Origin of the sequence: Bradyrhizobium ganzhouense, from assembly GCF_049949285.1 — a bacterium.
GTDB lineage: Bacteria > Pseudomonadota > Alphaproteobacteria > Rhizobiales > Xanthobacteraceae > Bradyrhizobium > Bradyrhizobium ganzhouense.
This window is the reverse complement of sequence record NZ_CP181318.1, coordinates 4651576-4676273: the sequence shown is the minus strand read 5'-3', so window position 1 is coordinate 4676273 and position 24698 is coordinate 4651576. Positions and strand designations below refer to the sequence as shown.

At 62.3% G+C, this 24698-nt stretch carries 18 protein-coding genes; 9 read left to right on the top strand and 9 right to left on the bottom strand.

Annotated elements, in window-relative coordinates:
• Window positions 1-163: 163 nt before the first annotated feature.
• From ACLFLU_RS21355 to ACLFLU_RS21335, 5 genes are all read right to left on the bottom strand, one after another.
• The gene (locus ACLFLU_RS21355; RefSeq protein ID WP_426406857.1) at window positions 164-3514 is read right to left on the bottom strand and encodes an AAA family ATPase; all 3351 of its coding nucleotides are present in this window, start codon (window positions 3512-3514) and stop codon (window positions 164-166) included.
• A gap of 228 nt (window positions 3515-3742) precedes the next feature.
• Window positions 3743-4546, bottom strand: coding sequence for an LssY C-terminal domain-containing protein (locus ACLFLU_RS21350; protein WP_426406856.1), 804 nt, complete (start codon window positions 4544-4546; stop codon window positions 3743-3745).
• A 13-nt stretch (window positions 4547-4559) separates the two neighbouring features.
• On the bottom strand, window positions 4560-7724 hold the full coding sequence (locus tag ACLFLU_RS21345) for an efflux RND transporter permease subunit (protein WP_426406855.1): 3165 nt from the start codon (window positions 7722-7724) through the stop codon (window positions 4560-4562).
• Window positions 7725-7750: 26 nt separating this feature from the next.
• On the bottom strand, window positions 7751-8938 hold the full coding sequence (locus ACLFLU_RS21340) for an efflux RND transporter periplasmic adaptor subunit (RefSeq protein WP_426406854.1): 1188 nt from the start codon (window positions 8936-8938) through the stop codon (window positions 7751-7753).
• Window positions 8939-9330: 392 nt separating this feature from the next.
• Window positions 9331-10317, bottom strand: coding sequence for a helix-turn-helix domain-containing protein (locus ACLFLU_RS21335; RefSeq protein ID WP_426406853.1), 987 nt, complete (start codon window positions 10315-10317; stop codon window positions 9331-9333).
• 959 nt (window positions 10318-11276) lie between these two features.
• Here ACLFLU_RS21335 and ACLFLU_RS21330 point away from each other — a divergent pair.
• From ACLFLU_RS21330 to ACLFLU_RS21290, 9 genes are all read left to right on the top strand, one after another.
• A complete protein-coding gene (locus tag ACLFLU_RS21330; protein WP_426406852.1) occupies window positions 11277-11498 on the top strand; it encodes a hypothetical protein in 222 nt (73 codons plus the stop codon).
• Window positions 11499-11530: 32 nt separating this feature from the next.
• Entirely contained in the window at window positions 11531-11770 is a 240-nt protein-coding gene (locus ACLFLU_RS21325) for a DUF3302 domain-containing protein (RefSeq protein ID WP_426406851.1), read from the top strand.
• Entirely contained in the window at window positions 11770-12711 is a 942-nt protein-coding gene (locus ACLFLU_RS21320) for an HlyD family secretion protein (RefSeq protein ID WP_426406850.1), read from the top strand. The genes ACLFLU_RS21325 and ACLFLU_RS21320 overlap by 1 nt, the downstream gene beginning before the upstream one ends.
• Window positions 12712-12725: 14 nt before the next feature.
• Entirely contained in the window at window positions 12726-13745 is a 1020-nt protein-coding gene (locus ACLFLU_RS21315) for a DUF1214 domain-containing protein (protein ID WP_426406849.1), read from the top strand.
• Window positions 13746-13766: 21 nt separating this feature from the next.
• Window positions 13767-15194: a DUF1254 domain-containing protein gene (locus ACLFLU_RS21310; RefSeq protein ID WP_426406848.1), complete on the top strand. Its 1428-nt coding sequence runs from the start codon at window positions 13767-13769 to the stop codon at window positions 15192-15194.
• 65 nt (window positions 15195-15259) lie between these two features.
• Window positions 15260-16273 carry a SphA family protein gene (locus ACLFLU_RS21305; RefSeq protein ID WP_426406847.1) on the top strand — a complete coding sequence of 338 codons (1014 nt, stop codon included), beginning with the start codon at window positions 15260-15262 and terminating at the stop codon, window positions 16271-16273.
• Window positions 16274-16294: 21 nt separating this feature from the next.
• Entirely contained in the window at window positions 16295-18397 is a 2103-nt protein-coding gene (locus ACLFLU_RS21300) for an adenylate/guanylate cyclase domain-containing protein (RefSeq protein WP_426406846.1), read from the top strand.
• Window positions 18394-19398: an ABC transporter substrate-binding protein gene (locus ACLFLU_RS21295; protein WP_426406845.1), complete on the top strand. Its 1005-nt coding sequence runs from the start codon at window positions 18394-18396 to the stop codon at window positions 19396-19398. Before ACLFLU_RS21300 ends, ACLFLU_RS21295 begins: the two co-directional genes overlap by 4 nt.
• Before the next feature lie 249 nt (window positions 19399-19647).
• On the top strand, window positions 19648-20391 hold the full coding sequence (locus ACLFLU_RS21290; RefSeq protein ID WP_426406844.1) for an SDR family oxidoreductase: 744 nt from the start codon (window positions 19648-19650) through the stop codon (window positions 20389-20391).
• Window positions 20392-20404: 13 nt separating this feature from the next.
• On the opposite strand, the gene ACLFLU_RS21285 is transcribed toward ACLFLU_RS21290, so the two are convergent.
• The 4 genes from ACLFLU_RS21285 to ACLFLU_RS21270 form a co-directional block, all read right to left on the bottom strand.
• Window positions 20405-21409, bottom strand: a complete 1005-nt coding sequence (locus ACLFLU_RS21285; RefSeq protein ID WP_426406843.1) for a 4-hydroxythreonine-4-phosphate dehydrogenase PdxA — start codon at window positions 21407-21409, stop codon at window positions 20405-20407.
• A complete protein-coding gene (locus tag ACLFLU_RS21280; RefSeq protein ID WP_426406842.1) occupies window positions 21406-22944 on the bottom strand; it encodes a tripartite tricarboxylate transporter permease in 1539 nt (512 codons plus the stop codon). The genes ACLFLU_RS21285 and ACLFLU_RS21280 overlap by 4 nt, the downstream gene beginning before the upstream one ends.
• Window positions 22945-22956: 12 nt before the next feature.
• On the bottom strand, window positions 22957-23439 hold the full coding sequence (locus ACLFLU_RS21275) for a tripartite tricarboxylate transporter TctB family protein (protein ID WP_426406841.1): 483 nt from the start codon (window positions 23437-23439) through the stop codon (window positions 22957-22959).
• 251 nt (window positions 23440-23690) lie between these two features.
• Window positions 23691-24683: a Bug family tripartite tricarboxylate transporter substrate binding protein gene (locus ACLFLU_RS21270; protein ID WP_426406840.1), complete on the bottom strand. Its 993-nt coding sequence runs from the start codon at window positions 24681-24683 to the stop codon at window positions 23691-23693.
• Between the last annotated feature and the right edge of the window lie 15 nt (window positions 24684-24698).

The following is a 24698-nucleotide window of genomic DNA, read 5'->3' as shown; positions in this document are numbered from 1 at the left end:
TGTTCGTGCGTCTGCGTAACCAGATGCCCGCCGCTGAAGCGAGCGACGGCGATACAAACGCTACCGCGAGTACCAGCACAGGATATAATGTGTCAGATTTTCCATACTTACATCATGTCCGTCGCCGCGCGACACGTGGGGAATCCCCGCATAGACTAATGAATCAACCGAGCTCATCGAGCAACATCCTCGCCTGCTGGAGATCAAACGTCTGGAATCCCTCACCAAACCAATCATACACGCCCGCCAGCAATTCAAGGGCCTTGCCGCGCTCGCCTCGATCGCGCCAAAGGCGCGCCAGGCTCATGGCTGCCCGAAGCTCCCAGGATTTAGCCTGCTGTTCGCGCGCAACCGCGAGCGCGCGCTCGAACTGTGCTTGCGCTTCGCTCATGTCCCGCTCGGGCGCAAGCCATGCGATTTCCCCGGCGATACGACGAATATCGGATTCGCACCACCTTTCTCCGGTCTTTTCAATCGTCGCCAAAGCTTCGGCCATATGTCGCCGTGCCTCGTCGAACCGGCCGAGATCCGCCATCGACTTTGCCATATGCGCTACATACCAGGGAACGAAAACAACGGAGCCGCTCGATTGCCAGGCCGCGATGCCTGACGGGATCATGGTGATCGCATCCGAGGCTTTACCGGCCAGCGCCTGCATGGCGCCACGGTGCATCATGCCTCCTCCCCTCCATTGTGCTGCGTTCTTCTCCGTCGCCATCGGTATGAGTTCGTCGAGCTGTGCGTCGGCGGCTTGGTAATCCCCGCAATGGATAAATGCGTATGACGTGAAATAGAGCGAATACATCAAGGGCACGCCCTGACCTACCTCGCGCGCTTCTGCGACTGCACCTTTCGCATCAGCGAGGGCGGCTTCGGGATATCCGAGCATCCAGCGGATCCACGAACGATAACAGAGCGCGGCGACCCGGATATCCTGGCCAAATCGCGCCGAAAGTTGGCGATGTTCAGCGGGATTATAAGACGCGATCGCGCGATCGAATTGTATGAGCGCTTCCGGAAGATTTCCAATCGTTGCCTGAGAAACGCCAACGAGCCGTTGCCCAAGCATCTGCAGCGTTGGTTCCTTCTGCTCTTCGGCGCGCTTCAGAAATTGCGCAGCGAGCTCAGTCACGGTGCTCGCATGAAAACTGTTGAAGTTCGCAACCCAGAAACTATAAAGCACCGAAAACAGCAGAAACGAGTCCTCTGGAGCCTCGCCGCGCGCCTGTGCCCCTTCGATGAGCGTACGCGCGCGAAGTGCGGCTGCCTTGGTTTCCGGTGCGCCATAGCCCCGGAAGTGCATGAGCGGGGTTATCAGCGCGACCTGCAGTTTGATTTCTTCTTGTCTGAGAGCCGGCGTGGAGGGCAATGAGGCGATCAATGCCAGAGCTCGGTTGAGCTGCTCGGCGGCTTCGGGCAAAGCTGCCCGTTCCAACGATCGTTGACCGGCCTTCGCCCAGAGCCCCGCCGCCTTTTCAATGAGTCCGGCATCGGAACAATGGCGTGCCAATAGCTCCGGCTGCCGCTCTACGATATCGGCAAATCGGCCCTCGAGAGCCTCGACGATCCTTTTGTGCAACGCACGGCGATGTTCGCGCAGCAGCGTGCTGTAAGCAGCGTCCTGAACCAAGGCGTGCTTGAAGAGGTAGTGCGCGTGCGGCGGGGTACCCTGACGGAACAACAAGCCGGCACCGATGAGCCGCTGCAACGCATTGTCGAGGTCAGCCTGGGGTTTGCGGGCCACCGCCTCGACCAGCATATGCGAGAATTCGCGGCCGATGGCCGATCCAATTTGCGCAAGCTCCTTGGCTGGACCAAGCCGGTCGAGACGCGCCATCAACGAGGCGTGAAGCGTTGCGGGAATTTCCAGTTTCGCTGACGGGATCGTAGCCGTTGTTCGTCGCGCGTCTTCCTCGCTCTCTGCCTCCAGTATTGCCTTGGTCATCTCCTCGATAAACAATGGAATGCCATCGGTCCGATCGATCAGGTCTTCGCGGATATCAGGTGAGAGAAATTTGTTGCCGACAATTCGGTCAATGATGGCGTCAATGTCGCGTCGACCGAGCCGATTGATAGTGACGGTGGTCATGTGTGGAAGGCCGATCCACGGCGGCTGGAATTCTGGCCGGAAGGTAATGACGAGCAGAACGCGAAGCGCCTCGATCCGATTCACGATGCGGCCAAACAGCTCTAGACTGGTCGGATCGGTCCAGTGAGCATCTTCGAAGATCATCAATACAGGCGTGGACCGCGAGAGCGCCTCGATTTGATTGAGAAGTGCCTCAAGGGTCCGTTGTCGACGTTGCTGCGGGTCAAAGGCCAGCGCCGGATAGCGGCCATCGTTCGAAAGGGACAGCATTTCGGCCAGCAATGCTGAATCGATTGGCGAAGTCGCGCTCTGCAAAAGCAACGTATCGAGCCTATCTAGCTTCGTCTTCATCGTGTCGTCGTGCTTCAATCCGGCCGCGCGCTCAAAGTGACCGATGACCGGTGAAAGCGCACTATTGGTCCGCTGCGGCGAACAGAAGCAGCGTAGCCGTGCATGCGATTCCTTGCTGACTTCTTCCAACAACGCCGCGGTCAGGCGGGATTTGCCGATGCCGGGCTCACCGCAGACCAGCACAACCTGACCTTCTCCATCCTTTGATCTCGACCAGCGCCGCAGCAGCAATTGGGATTCCTCATCCCTCCCAACGAGCGACGTGAGGTCCCTGCGGTGAAATGCCTCAAACCGACCTTCCACGGACGTTGGTCGACCTGCCGCCCAGACTTGCACCGCACCAGCAATGCCCTTCAGCTCCTGAAGGCCGAGATCTCTTAGTTCAAAGAGATTGCCGAGAAGATGTCGCGTGGCGTCCGCGATCACGACCATGTCCGGCTCGGCGAGTCCTTGCAACCGAGCCGCCAGGTTGGGCGTCTCGCCGACGATGCCGCGCTCCTGGGCCTCACCGGATCCGACGAGATCTCCCACCACCACCAGACCGGTGGCAATGCCGACGCGGGTTTGCAACCGGGTGTCTGTCTTCAGTTTTGCCACCGCTGCGACGAGGTCCAAGGCCGACCTCACGGCTCTTTCAGCATCGTCCTCATGGGCCTGCGGATAACCGAAATAGATCAGCACCCCATCGCCCATATATTTTGCGACAAACCCTCCGTAGCGCTGCACTGTTTCCGTAACGCATTTCTGGTAGGCGGAGATGAGGGTACGCAGATCTTCGGGGTCCATACGGGTCGACAGCGCTGTCGAGCCGACGAGATCGCTGAACATCACTGTGATCTGCCGCCGTTCCGCGGCGTCGCCGTGCGAAGCGGTCGAAGGAGCGATCACCGCTTCTTCCTTTAGAAGCGCGGCGATGGCCTTGAGAAGCTTGATCCGCGCGCCCATAGGAAGGCCGAGTTCGCGCAGGTGATCTTCGTTCAGATCGCGCAGGACATCCCCATCGATCGCATTTTCGCGAAACGTAGGCTCAAAGCGTTCGAGGCCGAGGCTCCGTAGCAGAGTTGTGAGGTCCATGGCGGCACCCCTACGCGCGTACTTTTGCGCGTCACATATTGCACGATTATTGTTATCGGATCACCGCCTTCGACTATACGCAATCGACAATTTTTCGGCCACCGGCCCCCTCAATGCTCTTCACGTTGCCGGATTTGCGTAGGCCAATATCGGCGTTTGATCGAGACCTGCTCAATTTGCGGCTGAACCTCCAGAAGAACCGGGAACGGATATCCGACATCACGATGGCTATTGGTCGATCGCGTTGCTCACGCCGTGCCAGATCTGATCCTTCAGCGCGATGAGCGTTGGCGGTGGCAAGGTCACCGGCGGCGCTGTTCGTCTGACGCCACCGATCACCAGAGTGGCAACGTCGATTTCGCCGTCCGTGTAGTAGGGATCGCCTTCGCCATTCCTTCCAAACAGCGTCGGGCCCGTTCCGGAAATCTGGAAGAAGTTCTGAACCATGCCCGCGTTACCGAGATCGCGCATCAAAAGATCGCGCTCGGCATCAATGTCGGGCGCGATGTGATGCGTGACCTGCCCAGTATCACGGCTCAAGCCCACGCCGCGATCGAACGTGACAGAGCCGAGCCAGACTGGGCGCCCGTCGCTGCCTTTTTCAAGGACCATCCAGAAGCGGACGTGATGTCGCTTGTCAGCGCTTCTACCGTCCGGCTTTTCAAATGCGAGCTCTTCTTTCTTGCCCATGTAATAGAGCGGGCTAACCGGCGCATCGTGGTACGGTCGATCGAGCACGACGCTGCCGACGATTTCGATGCTGGTGCGCAAGGTAATCGGGTCAGCCGGATACCAACCCGCGGAATGCATGGCAAGAAGGACGTCTTCCTTGCTGCCGACGAGGCCGGCGTTGAGCGCATCGCCCGGGATATCACTCGCGGTGCGCGTCACCATGGGCAATGACGCAAGGCCCGGCTCGTGTTCGTGATGGCTCCACAGAGAAGGTAGCAACAAATAGGCGAGCATCAGGTACGCGACGACCACGCCGACCAGAATGAGCCACCATCGTCGCCTGCCTGCAATCTGTTTCATGCCTTGCAACGAGCTATTCTGCTGGCGACGCCGTGACAGCGGAAACCTGAGGTTTTTTGCCTCGCCGGCGTTCCTCAAGGCGCTGCATGACAACGAAGAATGAGGGAACGAATAGCACGGCAAGGCAGGTCGAAGCGACCATGCCGCTGAAGGTCGATATGCCGAGGGATCGACGGGCATTGGCGCCGGCGCCCGTCGCTGTCACCAGCGGCAAGACGCCAAGCAGGAATGCAAACGACGTCATGAGGATTGGGCGGAAACGGGTCCGTGCAGCTTCGACGGCGGCTTCAAGAAGTTCCTGTCCCGCGGCTCGCCGCTCGCGCGCGACCTCGACGATCAGGATTGCGTTCTTGGCCGACAGCGCGATCAGCAGCATGAGACCGATCTGGACATAAAGATTGTTTGCAATACCAAGCGCCGTGAGCGCGCCCACAGGTCCGAGCAGCGAGAGTGGTACCGCCAGCAAAACGGCCAGTGGCGACAACCAGCTTTCGTACTGCCCAGCGAGACAGAGATAAACCAGCAGCAGTGAGAGCGCGAAGGCCATGTAAAGCTGATTGCCGACCGCATGCTCCTGATAGGACATGCCGCTCCACGCGAAATCGGTACGGGGCGGCAGTGTGCGTCTTGCGACCTCCTCCATCACGTCCATTGCCTGGCCTGAGCTGAAGCCCGGTGCCTCAGCCCCCGAAATGGTCGCAGTCAGATAAAGATTGAACAGGCTGATCAGCGAGGGGCCGACAGCCGGACGGATCTGCGCCAATGATCCTATTGGTATGGTGCTGCCATCGGCGGTCTTGACATTGAGCTTGAGAAGATCATCAGGATGCAGACGATAAGGCGAGTCTGCCTGGACGTAGACTTGAAGCGTGAGACCAAACTTGTTGAATTGGTTGACGTAGGTCGAGCCGAGGTATGATGACAACGCGGCAAAGACGCTGCCGACGGATACCCCAAGCGTCTCCGCCTTGGTGCGATCGATGATGACTTGGAGCTGTGGCGAGTCTGCTCGGAACGATGTCACGGTTCGTTCGATCGTCGATTGCGAGTCGGCGGCGTCCATCACGGCATGTGCGGAGGAGAGCATCTTCTTGTAGTCGAATGTGCCGTCGCGCTGCAGCAACTGCATCGAAAAGCCGCCGGCGTTGCCTACGCCCTGAATCGGCGGTGGCACCAGCACAAAACCTTTACCATCCGTGAGTTCAGAAAGCCGGCCCTGGATGCCGCGCATGATCGATCTGAGATCCTGGTCTTTGGCCTGGCCGCGCTCGCTCCAAGGCTTGAAGATCACATAGGCGATGCCCGCGTTCGCCAACGTCGCGTTATTGTCGAGAACTGAAAGGCCGGAGATGGCGAGTGCGTCCGCGACGCCTGGCTGCTGCCTGGCGATCTCCGCGGCCTGCGCCAGGGTTGCCTGCGTGCGTTCCGATGACGCGCCATCGGGAAGCTGAACCGCGACCAACCCGTAGCCCTGGTCTTCGTTCGGAATAAACGCGGTCGGCAATTGCGTGAGGCCGAAAACTCCCCCGGCTATCAGTCCAAGTGCGATCACCACCATAAGGCCACTCAAATGCACCATTCTACCGACCAGCCACGTGTAGCCCCCTTCCAGCCGGCCATAGACAGAGTTGAAGCCACGGAAGAAGAAATTTCGTTGATCCAGGGGCACTGGTTCTCGGAGCAGCAGCGCACATTGTGTCGGGCTCAGCGTTGTCGCCAGGATCGCGCTCAACAGGGCGGTGGCCGCAATCACCAGCGCGAATTGGGCGAACATGCGTCCCGTGAGTCCCGGCAGCAGCGAGGCCGGAATGAACACGGCCATCAGAACGAGGGTGATGCCGACAATTGGCCCAAACAACTCGGACATCGCCTTGGCGGCGGCCTCGCGTCCGGGCAAGCCCGCCTCGATTTCGCGCGATACGCTCTCGACGACGACGATCGCATCATCGACCACGATGCCAATCGCAAGAACGATGCCGAACAAGGTCGAGAGGTTGATCGAGAAGCCCAATGCGGCCATCGCCGCAAAGGCTCCGATGATGGTGACCGGGATCGTCGTGGCGGGCACAAGCGCAGCACGCCAGTTCTGCAGGAACACCAGGATGACGATCAGCACCAGGATGCCGGCTTCAAACAACGTCTTGTAGACCTCGTTGATTGACGTCTCGACAAACGTCGTTGTGTCGAAGGGGATCGCATGGGACAGACCGGTCGGGAAGTCGTGCGACAGGGCCTCCATCTTGTTCTTGACGAGCTTTGCGACCTCCAGCGCATTCGCCGACGGCGTAAGATAGATGGCAATGCCGGCGCCGGGCTTTCCGTTCAGACGGAAGCTCTGGGAATAAGTCTGTGCCCCAAGCTCGACGCGAGCCACGTCCTTGAGGCGCACGAGGCGTCCGCCGTCCGCGGTAGCGGCGCGCACGACCACGTTTTCAAACTGCGCGGGATCGGAAAGCCGGCCCTGGATGTTGACGGTGTACTGAAAGTTCTGGTTGGAAGGCGTTGGCGGTATCCCGATTTGCCCCGCTGTTGCCTGCTGGCTTTGTTGGCCGACGACGCTGATGATGTCCTGTGGGACAAGGCCGAGCGCGTACATCTTCTGCGGGTCCATCCAGATCCGCATCGCGTATTCGCCCGCACCGAAAACGTTGACGTTGCCGACGCCGGGCAGCCGCGCCAATTCGTTCACCAGATTGATCGTGGCGTAGTTGCTCATGAAGAGGCTGTCGAAACGACCGTCGGGCGAGGTCAACGTGACGATTTCGAGAATCGCGGTAGACTTCTTCTGCACCGTTACGCCTTGCGCCTGCACCGGAGTCGGAAGCGAGGCCAACGCGGCTGAGACGCGATTTTGCACCAACACCTGCGCGAAGTTCAGATCGGTGCCGATTGCGAAAGTGACAATCAAGGTATAGGTGCCGTCGCTGGCGCTGGTGGACTGCATATAGAGCGCGCCTTCAACGCCGTTGACCTGGTTTTCGATCGGCAGCGCAACGCTATCGATGACAGTCTGGGCGCTCGCGCCCGGATAGCGGGTGGTGACCTGTACCGTCGGCGGCACGATGTCCGGATATTGCGCGACTGGAAGCTTGAAAACCGAAACCGCGCCGATCAAAACCAGCACGATCGCGACGACGTTTGCGAGGACCGGATGCTCGATGAAATACTTCGAAAACATGGCTGCCCCCTTCGGGTGCCGTGAGTCTACTTGGACGTATCAGCGCCGCCTGCTGCGCTCGCGATCGAAATCGGCCGGGTATTGACCTTCCGGCCCGGGATCGCGCGGTCCAATCCAGTGATCACGACCTTGTCGTCCGGCTTCAGTCCCGCGGTGATGACACGCAGTTGACCATCGAGTTCGCCAAGCTGCACAGCGCGCTCCTCCACCTCGTCGTTGGCACCGACGACGAGCAGGTAGCGGCCTTCCTGGTTCTGTTGCAGGAGTCTGTCGGGGACCAGCAACGCGTCTGCCTTAGGCGGGCCCATTGGCACGCGGAGCCGAACGAACATGCCGGGAAGCAGCGTGTGGTTCTTGTTCTCAAACACGCCACGCACGAGAATGGTCGCCGTCTGCGGGTCTATATCCGGGGCTACGTAGTTGATCTTGCCCCGATGGGGAAAACCTTCTTCGTCCATCAGGCCAACTTCGATCGGGACTTGCTGAAGCTCGGCGAGTGAGACGCGACGACCTTCGTTCGTACGAAACTTCAACAGATTCTGATCGCTGACATTGAAGGTCACGTAGATCGGATCAAGCTGCACGATACTGGCCAGATTGACGTGCCCCCCGGTGCCTACGAGCTCACCAAGCGACGCCAGGTGACGTGTGACGGTTCCATCGAATGGTGCCGCGACGCGGGTATACGAAAGATTGATTTGAGCTGTTTGCAGGTTGGCATCCGCCGATTCGACATTTGCTTTGTCGGTGTCCCTGTTCGCGCGGGCCTTGTCCAGATTTGCCTCCGTGTTGACGCCCTCTTTTTGCAAAGTGTCCTGGCGTTCAAACTCCGCCTGTGTCTGGACGAGCCCAGCCTTGGCGCCGTCGAGGGCTGCTTTGGCTTGGCTCAGTTGCGCTTGATAGGGCGCAGGCTCTATCTCGAACAGGAGCTCGCCGGCTTTCGCGGTAGCGCCATCGACATAGTTGATGGACTTCAAATAGCCACTGACGCGCGCCACCAGATCGACGGAAGCAAAGGCCGTCATCGTTCCTGTGTGCTCAAGATAGGGCGTTACGGCCCTTTGCATGGGCGCAGCGACGCCGACATTGGCCGGTGCCGGAAGAACCAGCTTGTTCTGCGCCTCGTTGCATCCACCGAGGAGGCCGAGCGCCAGCGTCAGCGCGGCTGCGAGGTGCCAAGTCGAGTGGTTCATGTGCCCCGGCTTCCGGATCATCGCTGCACTCCCCTGCGCTGCTGAACTAGAAACGCGAACCATCAGTCGAGGAAAGCACACACCGGGATTCGGGATTGTGGTTGATCTGAATCAAGCTGATGGCTGGATTTCGAACGCCGAAATAGCTCAAGGCACGTCCGATGCCCGCCGGAATCCCATTTTCCGGCCGTCGCTCGAACAGTGGGTTTTGGTTCTGGAAGGTCGAAAAGGCTTTATATTTCAAGGGAGAACGCGGACCGTCATCCTCTTACTCTATCGTTATCGATAGGCCTTAAAGTCCGCTTCTGGCCCATCGCGACATATCGCGCTGCCGCACGAACTTGGTCGCTATTGGAGCAAAGCGGGCGTAGTCACCAGTCACATGACGCCGCCGGGTTTTAAGGGTACATGGCCTAGGCTGTGGCGACGCCCTCGCCGGCTGTCGGCAATGTGGCCAGTCCGAGCGTCTGCGACGGGCGCTCCCCGAACATCGCAAGGTAGTACTGTGCGAACCGGCCGAGCTCGTAAAAGCCCTGCTCCATGGCAACGGCCGCCACGGTGGTCGAGCCGGGCGCGCTCTGCTGCAGGATGGTATGAACGGCGCAGAGCCGCTTGTGCCGGAGGAAGCTGACCGGGCCAAGGCCAAACACCTCCTGGAAAGCGCGATGCAGGGTACGCCGCGCTACGCCGAGCGCCGCGCAGATCTCCGACACATGCACCGGGCGCGTGCCGGCCTCGTCGAGATAGTCCTCGACCCTGCGGATCAGCCGCCTTGCCGAAGGCAGCGAGCCGCCGTCGTCGGGCGGCAGCGACGACATGACGTTGGCCACCATGCATTCGACGATCGATCGTTTCCAGAAATCGGCGGTCGATGGCGTCAGGCTGCCATGTCGGGTGCGCAGATGCGACATGATCCGGACCAGACGGCGCGTGGCGATCGCGCCTGTCTCTGTATCAGCCCTGAAATGGCCGCGGCTGCGCCAGGTATCGGGATCGCTCAGCCTCGCCTCGCCGCCAAATAACGAAGCGACCTCGTTGAGATCGAAGCGTATGGCGGCGTAAGCGGACGCGCCGTGGAAAACGCCGTCATGCTCGAGCAACGGCGGGATCACGAGCACGTCATTGAGCTGCATGTCGAACGACCAATGGGCGACACGATCCTCAGCCGCGAGCAGCATCCCGATGATCAGCTTGTCATCGCTCGCGACACGCTGCGTGCGCATGCCGACGTTGAAGGTGCCGATGCTGAGAGAGAAGTCTCCGATGCCAACGTGAGACAGCGTCCCGCGTAACCGCCCGCGGCCGAGCTGCATCACATCGACATGCGAGCCGTGAACGGCCTGGTGAAGTCCTTCGAAACCGTCCAGCTTGTTCGAATCAACCAGAAGGAATTGCCCCATGGCCGCACCCTGTTCCTGAAGAGCGACAATTCTGCGGCAGCTGGCAACCAAATACCACCACAACGCGAAGTGGGTGCGACAATCCGTCCTCATGTTTCGAGACAAAAACTATCGAAATCCGGCAGCAAATTTTGCTGCATTGCCGAGCATTTTCAGCAATTTGTGACATGGGTCATCAGGTCTCACCCATCGCTCTCGCGTGCTGGCACAAACTGCACATCACAGCAGGCCAATCTTCCGATACCGTTTGCAACCTTGGCGGTATCGATCGAAAGTGCTCTGCGGATGGCAGAGCGCACGCGGTAGGATTCGCCGCGTGCTCAAGCGTGCGCGCGATGGGAAAGAGATGTTGACGCAATGAAGCGTCGTCCTCTGCTCCAAGCGCCAAAAAAGAGGGGACCAGACAATGCGTCCAATGTACCGGGCAATGTGCCGTCGTCGACCTCGGCCGGAGCCTTCGCCGTAGCGTCAGGTGGAAAATCACTTTTACCCAACCGATCCGGCCGTCCGGCAAGCGATCGGCTCGCGGGGCGTGCTCCGCTCCAAGGCGTCGGATCGCGACGATCCGACCGAACATCCGCGCTGGCAAGGTTGGCAAGCAGACCATCGAGAACGCAGGCCCGCTCACCACGGATACGTCAACGAAGAAAAAAGAGATGGAGGCAATGAAAATGTTTGGGCATATGCGCAAAGGCCGGGTGATGAGCTGCTTGCTGGCGTTGGCAATGGGCGCTTCGTTCCCGGTCGGGACAGCGTCAGCGGCGCCCCTTCAGCCGGGTGCGATCCAGCAGGATGCCACCCGGTCATCCGATCTCATTGAGGTTCGCGCGGCCGGTCGGCGTGGTGGCGCGTATGTGGGTCCGCGCGGCGGCGCGGTTGTGCATCGCGGCGGCGCCGTGGTCGGACCTCGCGGCGGAGCCTACCGAGGTCGAACAGCCGTCGTCGGGCCCCGGGGCAACGTGGCTGTTCGCAGCACCACGGTCGTAGGCGGACGCGGCGGCTGGGCGCGGCCCGGCTGGTATGGCTGGCCGCGCGGCGGCGCAATCGCCGCGGGCGCGGCGATCGGCTTCGTGACGGCTGCAACTGCCGCCGCATGGGCCGGTGCAGCTCCCGCGCCCGGCATGTGCTGGTACTACACCGATCCGTCCCGTACGCAGGGTTTCTGGGACTACTGCCGATGATGGTGCATCCGTGATGCGATGAGGCAACCGTCATGAGCGGTTACGACATCTTCGCCTGGATCGTGCTGGTGATCCTGCTCGCCAGCGCGGTCGGCGTGATCTGCATCGCCGGCTGGTTGCCCGGCCATATCGCGAAATCGCGCGGCCATCCCTACGCGCAGGCGGTGACGGTGGCCGGCTGGATCACGCTGTTCTTCGGCTTCGCGCTGTGGCCCCTCGCCTTCATCTGGGCCTATGTCGACGTCCCCTCGCGCAAAGCCGGAGATGCGTGATGGGCGTCGCGATCATCAACATCTACCTCGTGCTGCTCTTCCTGCTGGTGCATTTCGGGATCGTGCGCTTCAACCTGTTCTGGAAGGCGTCGCCGGCGATCGTACTGGTGCTGCTGCTGTTCGGGCTCTTGATCCCGATGGGATGGGGCGCGCCGCAAGGCAACGCGCTGGTGGTGCGCAATGCCGTAGCGATCGTGCCCAATGTCGCCGGCGAGGTAACGGACGTCCCTGTTGTCGCCAACGTGCCGTTGAAGTCCGGCGACGTGCTGTTCAAGATCGATCCGACACCCTACGCGGCGCAGGTCAAGGCGATCGACGCGCAGTTCAAGCTCGCCAAGACGCGGCTCGGCCAGATGACACAGCTCTATGAGCGCGACGCCGGCCGCGGCTTCGATGTCGAGCAGCGGCAATCCGAAGCCGACCAGCTCTCCGGCCAGCTCGAAGCGGCACAGTGGAATCTCGACAAGACAGTGGTGCGCGCGCCGGCCGACGGCTACGTCACCAACCTCGCGCTGCGCAAGGGCGCCCGCGTCGCCAATCTACCGCTATCGCCGGTGATGGCCTTCATCGACACGTCCAGCACCATCATCGGCGTCGAGATCAACCAGATCGACGCGCGCTACGTCGCGCCCGGCCAGGAGGTCGAGGCGACTTTCAAATTCGCACCGGGGCAGATCTTTTCCGGCAAGGTCGAGAGTGTGCTGCAGGCAATCGCGCCAGGACAGACGCAAACGTCGGGCACGGCCGTGATGCCGGGAGCAATCGAGGCTGCGCCCTTCGTCGTCCGCGTCAGGCTCGACGATGCCGATTTCGTCAAGCGCCTGCCTGCCGGCAGTGCCGGCACGGCGGCGATCTACACCGACCGCGTCAAGCCGACCCATATCGTCCGCCGCGTCATCCTGCGGCAGGTCGCGATCTTGAACTACGTCAATCCGTTCTGAGCAGAGAGCAGACAATGAAAAGAGAACTTCTGGCGGCTTCGTTGTTCCTTCTCACCGGTGCCGCGCATGCGCAGTCGCCGGTTCCGGTCACGGTCGACAATTTCGCCCGCGCGGAGTCCGATCTGTACTTCGGCAACGGTGTCAAGGAAGCCAGCGGGGTAGGCAAGCTCAATCATCGTCGCGAGCCGATGCAGATCGACAAACAACCCGTCATCCGAACCAACCGCGACACACTGTACTCGTCGGTCGTGTTCGACCTCGATGCCGGACCGGCAACGATCACACTGCCGGATGCCGGCAAGCGGTTCCGCTCAATGCAGTTGATCAATGAGGATCACTATGTCGTCGGCAAGGTCGAATACGGCGCGGGCCGCTACACGATTGACAGAGCCAAGGCCGGAACGCGCTACATGCTAGTTGCGCTGCGGACTCTGGTCGATCCGAACGATCCGAACGACGTCGAGAAGGTCCACGCGCTCCAGGACGCCATCACGATCAGCCAGAAGGCCCCCGGCAAGTTCGAGATACCGAACTGGGATCCGGTCAGTCAGAAGAAAGTGCGGGACGCCCTTCTCGTCCTGTCTTCGACAACTGCCGGCTTCAAGAATGCGTTTGGCGCCAAAGGACAGGTCGATCCGGTCCGGCATCTGATCGCAACCGCCGCGGGTTGGGGCGGCAATCCCGACAAAGACGCGACCTATCTCAGCGTCACCCCCGAGAAGAACGACGGCAACACGGTCTACAAGCTGACCGTTCCCGGCAACGTGCCGGTCGACGGCTTCTGGTCGATCAGCCTCTACAACGCCGATGGATATTTCGAGAAGAACCCGTACGACGCCTACTCGCTCAACAATCTGACCGCAGCGAAATCGGCGGACGGCTCCACGGTAGTCCAGTTCGGAGGCTGCGACGGCAAGGTCCCGAACTGCCTGCCGGTCATGAAGGGCTGGAATTACACGGTGCGGCTCTACCGGCCGCGTCCTGATATCCTGAACGGCAAGTGGAAATTCCCCGAACCGAAGCCGGTAGGCTAAATCGAAGAGATGGAGAATGTCGTGAGACGAGCAATCATTGGGGCTATATCCGCTCTCCTGCTGACCGCGAGCGCTCATGCGCAGAGCCTGTCGCCGGAGGACATTGCCGCGCGCAGCATCCAGCGTCGCGCGGTCGAGGCGATGATCTGGGCGATGCCGGCCGTGAATGCCGATCTCATGCTCCAGACCATGCTCAGGACGACCCAGGCAAAGCCGAACGAGATCATCTACTGGTCGAAGCCGGTCAACTGGAAAAATCAGACGCTGACGCCCAATCCGGATTCGATCTACCTGATGTCGTTCTGGAACGTGAAGGACGGCCCGATCGTAGTCGAGATTCCGCCGGCGCAAGGCGGCTCGATCGCCGGCAACATCGTCACGGCGTGGCAGATGCCGCTGGAGGATGCGGGGCCCGACGGCGCCGACAAGGGGCAAGGCGGCAAGTACCTGATCCTGCCGCCGGGTTACAAGGGCGACGTGCCGGCCGGCTACATCGCGCTGCAGTCCGATACATTCAGCGGCTTCGCACTGCTGCGCGCCAATCTCGCCAGCCACAGCGATGCCGACGTAGCGAAGTCGGTCGCCTATGGCAAGCAGATCAAGGTCTATCCGCTCGCGCAGGCCAAGGATCCGCCGCAAACCACTTTCACCGACGCCTACGACGTGCCGTTCGATTCCACGATCCGCTATGATGCGAGCTTCTATCGCAACCTCGACCGCGTGGTGCAGAACGAGCCGTGGCTCGATCGAGATCGCGCCATGATCGATCAGCTCGCGAGCATCGGCATTGTGAAGGGCAAGGCCTTCAATCCGGATCAGAAAACCGTTGCGCTGCTCGATCAGGCCGCCCGCGAAGCCCACACGATACTTGAACAGACCTACGACGCGGGCTTTCCCGTGATCAATCCCGGCATCCGCTGGTTTCCGGCTGCGGTGGCAGAGATGGTCAAGGCGACGAGCACTGGGTACGCCGATCCGAACGTCTATCCGGTCGACATGCGCGGCGTCACCTACACGCTCGGATTCACCGGCATCAAGCGGCTCGGAACCGCACAGTTCTACCTGATGGCCAACAAGGACAAGAACGGTCAGCCGTTCGACGGCGCCGCCACCTACCGCCTGACCGTGCCGGCCAACGCACCGGTCAAGCAATACTGGTCCGCGACGGTCTACGACCGCGAGACGCACGCGCTGGTACGCAACATGCCGAGCGCCAGCCGCGCCTCGATCAGCCCAGGCATCCAGAAGAACGCCGACGGGTCGGTCGATGTCTATTTCGGCCCGAAGGCGCCGGAGGGCAAGGAATCCAATTGGGTGCCGACCGATCCGGTGCGGAAGTTCGAACTGATGTTCCGCCTCTACGGACCCGAGCAGCCGCTGTTCGACCACAGCTGGAAACTGCCGGATGTCGAGCGTGTCGCGACGACGATCGGGGGCGCCACGAAGTAGTGCAGTTGGACGGGCGTGATGCGTTTGGGTGGATGACGTGACGAGAAATGGGGAGACACGACATAATGGGACACATTCACAAGGTCGGGCTGGCGACTGCATTGGCTATGGCCGGCTTCGCCAGCCAACCTGCCCTCGCCGCCGCCGGCGGCGTCAGCTTCTGGCTTCCGGGCATTTTCGGCAGCCTCGCCGCCGTGCCGGTGACGCCGGGATGGGCCTATTCGACGATCTACATTCACCTCAACGACAAGGCCGGTGGCGGCCAGAACTTCGTCACCAGCGGCGGCATCCCCGGCTCGGTGACCGCCGGCCTCAACGCGCATGCCGATGCCTTCGTGATGGGCATCACCTACACTTCGGCGATGCCGGTGCTTGGCGGCCAGGCCGCCTTCACGGTGCTCACCGCCCCCGGCAATATCGGCGTCGGCATCGACGCAACGCTGACCGGCCCACGCGGCAACGCCATTTCAGGCGGCGTCAACGACAACCGGACCACGCTGACCGACGTGTTCTACCAGGGCACGCTGAAATGGAACCAGGGCGTCCACAACGAGATGGTCTACGTCACCGGCAACATCCCGAGCGGCACCTATGATTCCAGCCGGCTCGCGAATCTGAGCTTTGGCTTCCCCGCGATCGATGCGGGTGCCGGCTACACCTATCTCGACCCGAAGAGCGGCCACGAATTCTCCATCGTCGGCGGCCTCACCTACAGTTTCATGAACGGCGCGCTGCAGTACCAGAACGGCATGGATTTCCATGTCGACTGGGCCGCCTCGCAATTCGTGAGCAAGAATGTCCATGTCGGCATCGCCGGCTACTTCCTCCAGCAGATCACTGACGATACCGGTCCCGGCGCCAAGCTCGGCGGCTTCCGCGGCCAGGCGGTCGGCATCGGTCCGCAGATCGGCTTCATGATCCCGATGTCCGACGGCTACCAGGGCTATCTCAACATCCGCGGCTACAAGGACCTCGAGACGGAGAACCGGCCGAACAGCTGGTCGACCTGGGTCACTTTCTCGGTCTCGCCGGCCGCGCCCGAGCCGGCCGCAACAAAACCCATCGTTCGAAAATTCTGACGGAGGCACAGCGCAGCTCCGATGACGGGAGAGAAGACCAGCAAGCAATTTCGCATCGGCTTCCAGACATCGATCATCACGGTGTTCGTGGGCGTCGTGCTGCTCGTGGGCCTGACCCTGGTCTATCTCAGTTTTGAGCGCGTGACCGCGATCACGCGAACGGCGGCCTCTAGCTTCATCGAGAAGGTCGCGCAGTTGGGCGCCGACCATGTCGACGAGCAGTTCAAGAATGTGCGCGACAATCTCGACATTCTGTCCGGCATCCCGTCGATCCAAGAAGCCGATATCGCGGACAATACCCGGCTGTACAGTCTGATGGCGGCGATGCTGCGCAACAATCCGCAGCTCTTCAATCTCTATGTCGGCTATGAGGACGGCTCGTTCATCGAGATGGACGTGATCGACCGCGCCAAGCCGGCGTTCCGCGCGGGTCTGAAGGTCGACCAGGATGCGGCGTTCCGGCTCGTCCTGATCTCGCGCATGGCTGGAGCCGCGCCGGTCACGCAATATCTGTCGGAGAACCTGATTGAGGTCGCGGAGGTCCCCGGCCCCACCGGCTACGACCCGCGGCAGCGGCCCTGGTATGTCGAGGCGTTCAAGAACGACAAGACGCTGCTGACCGGGCCTTACGTGTTCTACGCTACGGGCGAGCCCGGCTACACGCTGCGAACGCCCCTGAAGGAAGGCCGCCGCGGCGTTGTTGCCGGCGACGTGCTCCTGAACCGCTTCGAGAACATGCTGTCGGAGCAGAGGCTCGGCCAATCGGGGCTCGCCTTCCTGTTCAACGATGCCGAGCGCATCGTCGGCCATCCGGAGATGACCCGCCTGATGGCTGATTTCCCGGAGCGGCAGGACGACCTGCCGCAAATCGGCGCGCTCAAGCTGCCCGCGCTGGTCCCGATCATCCGCTCCTGGCGCGACAACGGGCCGGCGCAGCAATTCTTCGACGATGCCGCGGGCCGGACCTATGTCGCGGCGGTCCACCGGCTCGATACGACGGGCTCGGCCAATGTCCGGCTCGCACTGGTCGCGCCGCTCGACGAGTTCTACGCCCGGATCATCAACGAGCGCCGCACGCTGTTCGCGCTGGCGCTGGCCTTCGTCGGCGCCACGCTGCCGTTCGCGTTCTGGCTGGGGTCGCGAATGGCAGAGCCGCTGAGCAAGCTCGTCGAGGAGACCGACGCGATCCAGCGCTTCGACATCGCAGAACGGCCGCGCATTCATTCCGCGATCGCCGAGATCGAGGAGCTCGGCCGCTCGGTCTTTACCATGCGCAGCGTGGTCAGCAGCTTTGCCAGCTTCATTCCGCGGCCGATCGTGCGGCAGCTGATCGAGACTGGCTCGTCGCTGCGTCTCGGCGGCAGCAGGCGCGAGGTCACGGTGCTGTTTACCGACGTTGCCGACTTCACCGCCAAGACGGAGCGGGCCGATCCGTCGCAGGTGATGATCTACACCTCGCGCTATTTCGCGGCGCTCTCGGACGAGATCATGCGGCACCAGGGTACTGTCGACAAATATATCGGTGACGCCGTGATGGCGCTCTGGAATGCGCCGGCGGACGATCCCGATCATACGGCCAACGCCTGCCGCGCCGTTCTCGCCTGCCTTGCGGCGAACGAGGCCCTCAACAAGGAGTTTCGGCGCGAGGGCTGGCCGCCTTACGAGACGCGTTACGGCCTGCATGTCGGCGACGCCGTGGTCGGCAATGTCGGTTCGAGCGACCGGATGAACTACACCGCGCTCGGCGCCACCGTGAACCTGGCCTCGCGGCTGGAAGGCCTCAACAAGAACTACGGCACCCGCGTGCTGGTCAGCGCAGCGGTCCGCGCGCGCGTGGGCCATGCGTTCCTGTTCCGCAGCGTCGACAGCATCACGCCGAAGGGATTTGCCGAACCGATCGAGGTCAGCGAGCTGCGCGGCGAGCTTGCACAGGCCAGCGAGGCCGAGATCACCATGTGCCAACGCTGGGACGAGGTATTTGCATCGATCGCGCAGGATGGCGGGGCCGACACCACGCTGGTCCGGCTCTCCGGCTTCCTGCTCGACTATCCCAGGGACGGCATCGCGCAGTTTCACGCCGAGCGTTTTCGCGCCGCGGGCCGGAATACGGGAGCTGCGGCATGAGCGCCCGCCCTGTCAGCCGCCGGCAATTGCTGCGCCATGGCACGGCGCTGGCGGCCGCCTCGGTGCTCGGCAGGCCCGCCATCGCGCAGGCACGGAGAAAAATCCGGCTCGGCTATCTCCATGTCGTCGCCGTGGATGGGCACATCTGGACCGGGCTGGATCGCGGCTCGTTCGACCGCGAGGGCATCGATTTCGAGCTGCACGAATTCAACACCGGCCCCGAAGTGTTCGAGGCGATGATACGCGGCGAGCTCGACGTCGCCTCGAGCGGCGGCGTCATCTCCAACTATCTGGCGCTCGGCCAAGGCCGGGGCTTTCTCATCAACGGCATCGAGGTCGCGACCGCGCAGCTCTGGGTCCGGCCGTCGCTCGGGGTCAACAAGCTCGCCGATCTCAGGGGCAAACGGATCGCGACGACCAAGAAGACGACCGCGCACATCTTTCTCGACCGGGCGCTGCGGGCCAACAACATCGCCACGTCCGAGGTGGAGATCGTCAACGCCAGCATGCCCGACGCCGTCAAGTCGTTCATCGCCGGCGAGGTGCCGGCCGTCGCGCTGTGGGTGCCGTTCAATGTTGCCGTACGCGAGGCGCTGCCCGACGCCGTGAAGCTGGTCGATGCCTCCGCCTTTTATCCGCAATCCGCCGTGCTCAGCGGCTGGGCGGCACGGATGGACTATTATGCAGGGAACAAGGACGTGCTGAGCCGGATCATCCGCGGCTGGATCGATGCGAACGACCACATGGTCCGCAACCCCGCCTCTGCCGCAGAGGCGCTCCAGGCTCACTACAAGCCGTCGCGCCCTGCCGACATCACGGAAGCCTTCAAGGCGCAAAAACTCTACTCCGCGCGCGAATGGCGGCGGCTCTATGCTGACGGCACCGTGGTGAAATGGTTGCAGCAGGTCAGCGACTTCTTCATGACCGATGCAGGCGTCACCAACGCGCTGCATGCGTCGGATTATTTTGATACGCAGCTTTACCTGGCTGCGGCCGGATAATGGCCCGCCAATAGCGATCGTTCCGCGCAGCATCCGATGGCTGTTCGAGCCAAAGGGAATGGTCCCTTACCGACTTTTCTCGGAACGCACGTTTCTGAAGCGCATTCCGGCAGGTTTGGTCCGTTACAGGCAAGAGCGCGCCCGACAACTTTGTTAAGATGCACCTCGCATCACGGTCACCAACGTGAGAGCGTGAGCATCCGCTGGCCTTGATCAACTCACGTTCCGGGAATGTTGAGGAGAGATGCCATGAAGATCGTCGTGATCGGCGGAACCGGACTGATTGGATCCAAGCTCGTAGCAAAACTCAAGCAGCAGGGCCACGAGGCCATCGCAGCCTCGCCAAGATCGGGTGTGAACGCCGTGACCGGGGAAGGACTCGCGGCGGCGCTGACCGGCGCGGATGTCGTGGTCGACGTCGCCAACGCGCCGTCGTGGGAGCCGGCCGCCGTGCTCGAGTTCTTCGAGCGTTCAAGCCAGAATCTCGTCGCGACCGAGGCCGCAACCGCGGTCAAGCATCATGTGGCGCTGTCGATCGTGGGGACAGACCGCTCGCCCGACATTGCCTATTTTCGGGCCAAGCTGGCGCAGGAGACCATCATCAAGGCGTCTTCGATCCCCTACTCGATCGTCCGCGCGACCCAGTTCCTTGAATTCCTCGGCGCCATTGCCGACGCCGGTGCAACCGGGGGCCAGATCGTCGTTCCATCGGCGCTGTTTCAGCCGATCGCGGCCGACGACGTGGTCGATTGCCTCGCCGAGATTGCAACGGGACGACCGTTGAACGGAACGATCGACATCGCAGGCCCCGAGAAGGCTCCCTTCAATGAGTTCGTCGCGCGGCGGCTGAAGGCGTCTGGTGACGGCCGTCCGGTGGTGGGCAATCCAAAGGCACAGTATTACGGCGTCGCGATTGACGACACCTCGCTAGTGCCGCTCGGCGAAGCGCGGCTCGGAAAAACGCCGCTCGCGACATGGCTCGCAAAAGCCTGAGGTTTTGTGCCAATCACGCGCCACGCCGCGCCGCCATCTCCGCCGCCAGCAGCACCGCGGCGCGACTGGCGCCGGTCGATGCGACGCCCTGCCCCGCGATGTCGTAGGCCGTGCCGTGCGCCGGCGTGCAGATCGGGAACGGGAAGCCGCCAAGCAAGGTCACGCCGCGATCGAACCCCATCAGCTTCATCGCGATCTGCCCCTGATCGTGATACATCGTCAGCACCGCATCGAAGGCGCCGGCCTTGGCGCGCAGGAATACGGTGTCAGCGGGAAACGGGCCCTCCACGGCGATGCCCTCGCGTTGACCGGCCGCGACGACCGGCGCGATGACATCGATCTCCTCACGGCCGAAATTACCGCCGTCGCCGGCGTGCGGATTGAGGCCTGCGACTGCGATCCGCGGCCGCGCAAAGCCGGCATTGCGCATGCAGGCATCGGTGAGTTTCAGCGCGCGCTGGATGCGTTCGCCGGAGAGCTTTGAAGCGACGTCCTTGAGCGGAATATGCGAGGTGACCCGCGCATTCCAGAGCTCGCCGAGCACGTTGAATTCGCTGGCGGGCGTCTTGAGGCCGGCGATTTCCGCGGAGAACGCGATCTCGTCGTCATAGTCGGCGCGGGCATACCGCATCGCCTGCTTGTTGAACGGCGTGAAGCAGACGGCGTCGACGCGGCCGTCGCGGGCAAGCTCTAGCGCGTGGCGGTAATTCGTCAGGGCGAATTGTCCGCCGGCCAGGGTCGCGGTCTTCGGCTCGACATCCCCAGGATCGAGATGGCCGAGATCGAGGAACCGCGCATCGCCCTTCGCTGCGCGAAAGTCGGTGCCCTTCTCCACCTTCGCCAGTTCCGGCGTAACGCCGGCAACACGTGCCCCTTCATCAAAAATGCGGCGATCGCCGATCACAACCAGGCGGCAACGCGCACGAATCTCATCGAGTGCCACGAGCTTGGCGGTCAGCTCCGGGCTGATGCCGGCGGGGTCTCCCATCGCGAGAGCAATGAGCGGCTTTGCGGTCATATGATCACCTTTTCCTGGGCCGGCGTCTCAGTGGCCGGGGACTCGCTCTTGCGAAAGGGCCGCGCGAGCTGCAACACGAGCGGAAGCAGCAACAGCGCGATGCCGGCCACCACCAGGCACGTCACCAGCTTGTTGGCAAAGAAGATGCCCAGGGATCCCTTGGACATCAGCATCGACTGGCGGAACGCATCCTCGGCCTTGTCGCCGATCACGATCGCGAGCACCAGCGGGGCCAACGGATAGAACAGCTTCTTGAAGAGATAGCCCACGATACCGAAACCGAGCATCATCACCACGTCGAGATAGGAGTTCGACACCGAATAGGCGCCGACGACGCAGATGATCACGATCAGCGGCGCGATGATCACGAAGGGAATTCGCATCAGGGCGGCAAAGACCGGCACGGTGAGCAGCACGAGCACAACCGCGACGATGTTGCCGACATACATCGAGGCGATCAGGCCCCAGACAAAGTCCTTCTGGTCGACGAACAGCATCGGCCCGGGATTGAGGCCCCAGATCATCAGCCCGCCCATCATCACCGCCGCGGTGGCCGAGCCGGGAATACCGAGCGAGAGCATCGGCAACAGCGCACTGGTGCCGGCGGCATGGTCGGCGGTCTCCGGCGAGATGATGCCTTCGACCTCGCCTGTGCCGAAATAGCGGCCGCGACGCGAGAATCGACGGGCGATGCCGTAGCTCATGAAGGACGCCGCGGTCGGGCCGCCTGGTGTGATCCCCATCCAGCAGCCGATCGCAGCACTCCGTAACAACGCAACGCTATGGCGCGGCAGCCGGCCGACGGCGCGAAACACCTCGCGCCAGTCGATCTTGGAGGAGACGGCGCGGGCATGAAATTCTTCTTCGACCGCAACCAGGAGCTCGCCGATGCCGAACAGGCCCATCACCGCGACGACGAAATTCACGCCCTTGACCAGCTCGTCGACGCCCATGGTGAGACGGACGCTGCCGGATACCGTGTCGATGCCGATCGCGGCGATCGCAAAGCCGATCGCGAGCGCCACCACGGTCTTGATCGGCGCCGCGCCGCCCATGCCGACGAAGCTCGCGAAAGCCAGGAAATAGACCGCGAAATATTCCGCTGGCCCGAAGGCGAGCGCGACCTGCGCCACCCATGACGCCAGGAAGGTGATCAGGATGACGCCGACCAGCGCGCCGAACGCGGCCGAGCCGAAAGCGGTGGCGAGCGCCGTGGTCGGCCGTCCGTCGCGCGCCATGGGATAGCCGTCGAAGGTGGTCGCGACCGAAGACGGCTCGCCCGGAATGTTGAACAGGATCGAGGTCACGGATCCCCCGAACAGCGCACCCCAATACATGCTGGAGAGCAGGATGATCGCCGAGACCGGCTGCATGCCGAAGGTCAGCGGCAACAGCAGCGACACCCCGTTCGGCGCACCCAACCCCGGCAGCACGCCGACGAGAATGCCGAGCAGAACGCCGACGGCCATCAAGGCCAGATGCGGCACCGTGACCGCGATAGTGAAGCCGTGAAGGAGTTCCTGGAGATTATCCATCGCCCGCTCCCCCTAGAACCCGAGCGCAGCGGCGAGCGCGCCGTGCGGCAGACTGACCTGGAACATGCGCTCGAACACGACATAGAGCGCGAGCGCCGTTGCCGCCGCCGTCATCGCCGCGCGAGCCACGGATTGATGCCTTGGGATCGCGAGCACCGCGAAGACGTAACCTGCCGACGTCAGATACATTCCGAGCAACGGGATGGCGGCAACGAAGATCGCGGCCGGCACGAACAGGCCCGCCAGCCGCCGCAGCTCAATGGACGTGATCGCGATGGGCACACTGGCCAGCGAAGCGGCGGGCATCACGCCGCGCACCAGATTGTAGAGGCTGCCAGCGACGATGATGATGCCGGTCAGAAACGGGAATGTGCCGGAATCCACGCCCGCACTCGACCAGCCGATGCCGTTGTCCAGGCTCTGGACCACCACCGCAACACCAAAACTGCCGGTGAGGATGGCGGTCGCAAATTCGAGGGCGCGTCGCGAGATCATCGAAGGCTCCAGTCGCGGGCCAAGTCCAGTGGCCAGTTTCGACACACACACTTTCCCCACGTTCGGTGTCGTCCCGGCGAAGGCCGGGACCCATAACCCCAGGGAAAAGTTTGGCGAAGACTAGACGTTGAATCCACGCCGGTACGGCGACTGCCGTTCATCGAGAGATCACGCGGTATGGGTCCCGGCCTTCGCCGGGACGACGGCGGAGGTCCGACCCACGCGATCACCGCCGATGCAACGGCCCCTCCTCACTTGACCAGCCAGCCCTGCTCGCTCGCAACCTGCCTGAGGTGCTCAAGGTCCTCCTTGATGAACTTGTCGAGCTCGGCGCCGGTGAGGAAGGTGTCGATCTGCGAGGACTTCTCGATGTAGTCCTTCCACTCCGGCGTCGCCTGCACCTTCTTCATGAGGTCAACATAGAACGCGGCCTGCTCCGGCGTGACCTTGCCGGGCAGCCACACCGTGCGCGGCTGCTCGTATTGGGCGATGTCGAGGCCCTGCTCAACGCAGGTCGGCACATCGCTCCAGCCTTCGGTCGCTGTGATCTTGGCGCCCTGCGGCAGCCGCTTCGGGCTGAAGGCACAGAGCGGGCGCTGGGTGCCGCCGCGCCATTGCCCGAGGCTCTCGCTCGGATTGTTGACATGGGAATCGATGTGCCCGCCCGCGAGCTGCACGGCCGCCTCGGCGCCGCTCTTGAAGGGGATGTAGGTCAGCTTCACATGACCGGCCTTCTCGATCATGCGGGTCAGCACCTCGTCGGTGTCCTTGGACTGCGCGCCGCCCATCTTGAAGTCGCCCGTTGCGGCCGCCTTCAGATAGTCGCCGGCGGTCTTGTAGGGCGAGTCCTGCTTGACCCAGAGCAGGAATTCATCCTGCGCCATGGCCGCGATCGGGGTGAGATCGGTGTAGTTGAAGGCAACCTTGGAGACGAGCGGCTGCTGCCAGGCGTTCGAGGTGCCGAAGATCACCTTGTAGGGATCACCGGCAGAGGCCTTGCCGTAGACATAGCCTTCGGCGCCGCTGCCGCCGGCCTTGTTGACGACGACGATCGGCTGGTCAGTCAGCTTGTACTTGGTGATGATGTTCTGCACCGCGCGGGCGATGTTGTCGGTGCCGCCGCCAGGACCGGCGGTCGCCACGAACTCGATCGGCTTCTGCGGCTGCCAGGCCGCACACGCCGGCATGGCGCTACCGAGCACGGCTGCACTGACCGACAACAGGAATAGAGACGTCCCACGCATGATTTCCTCCAACTG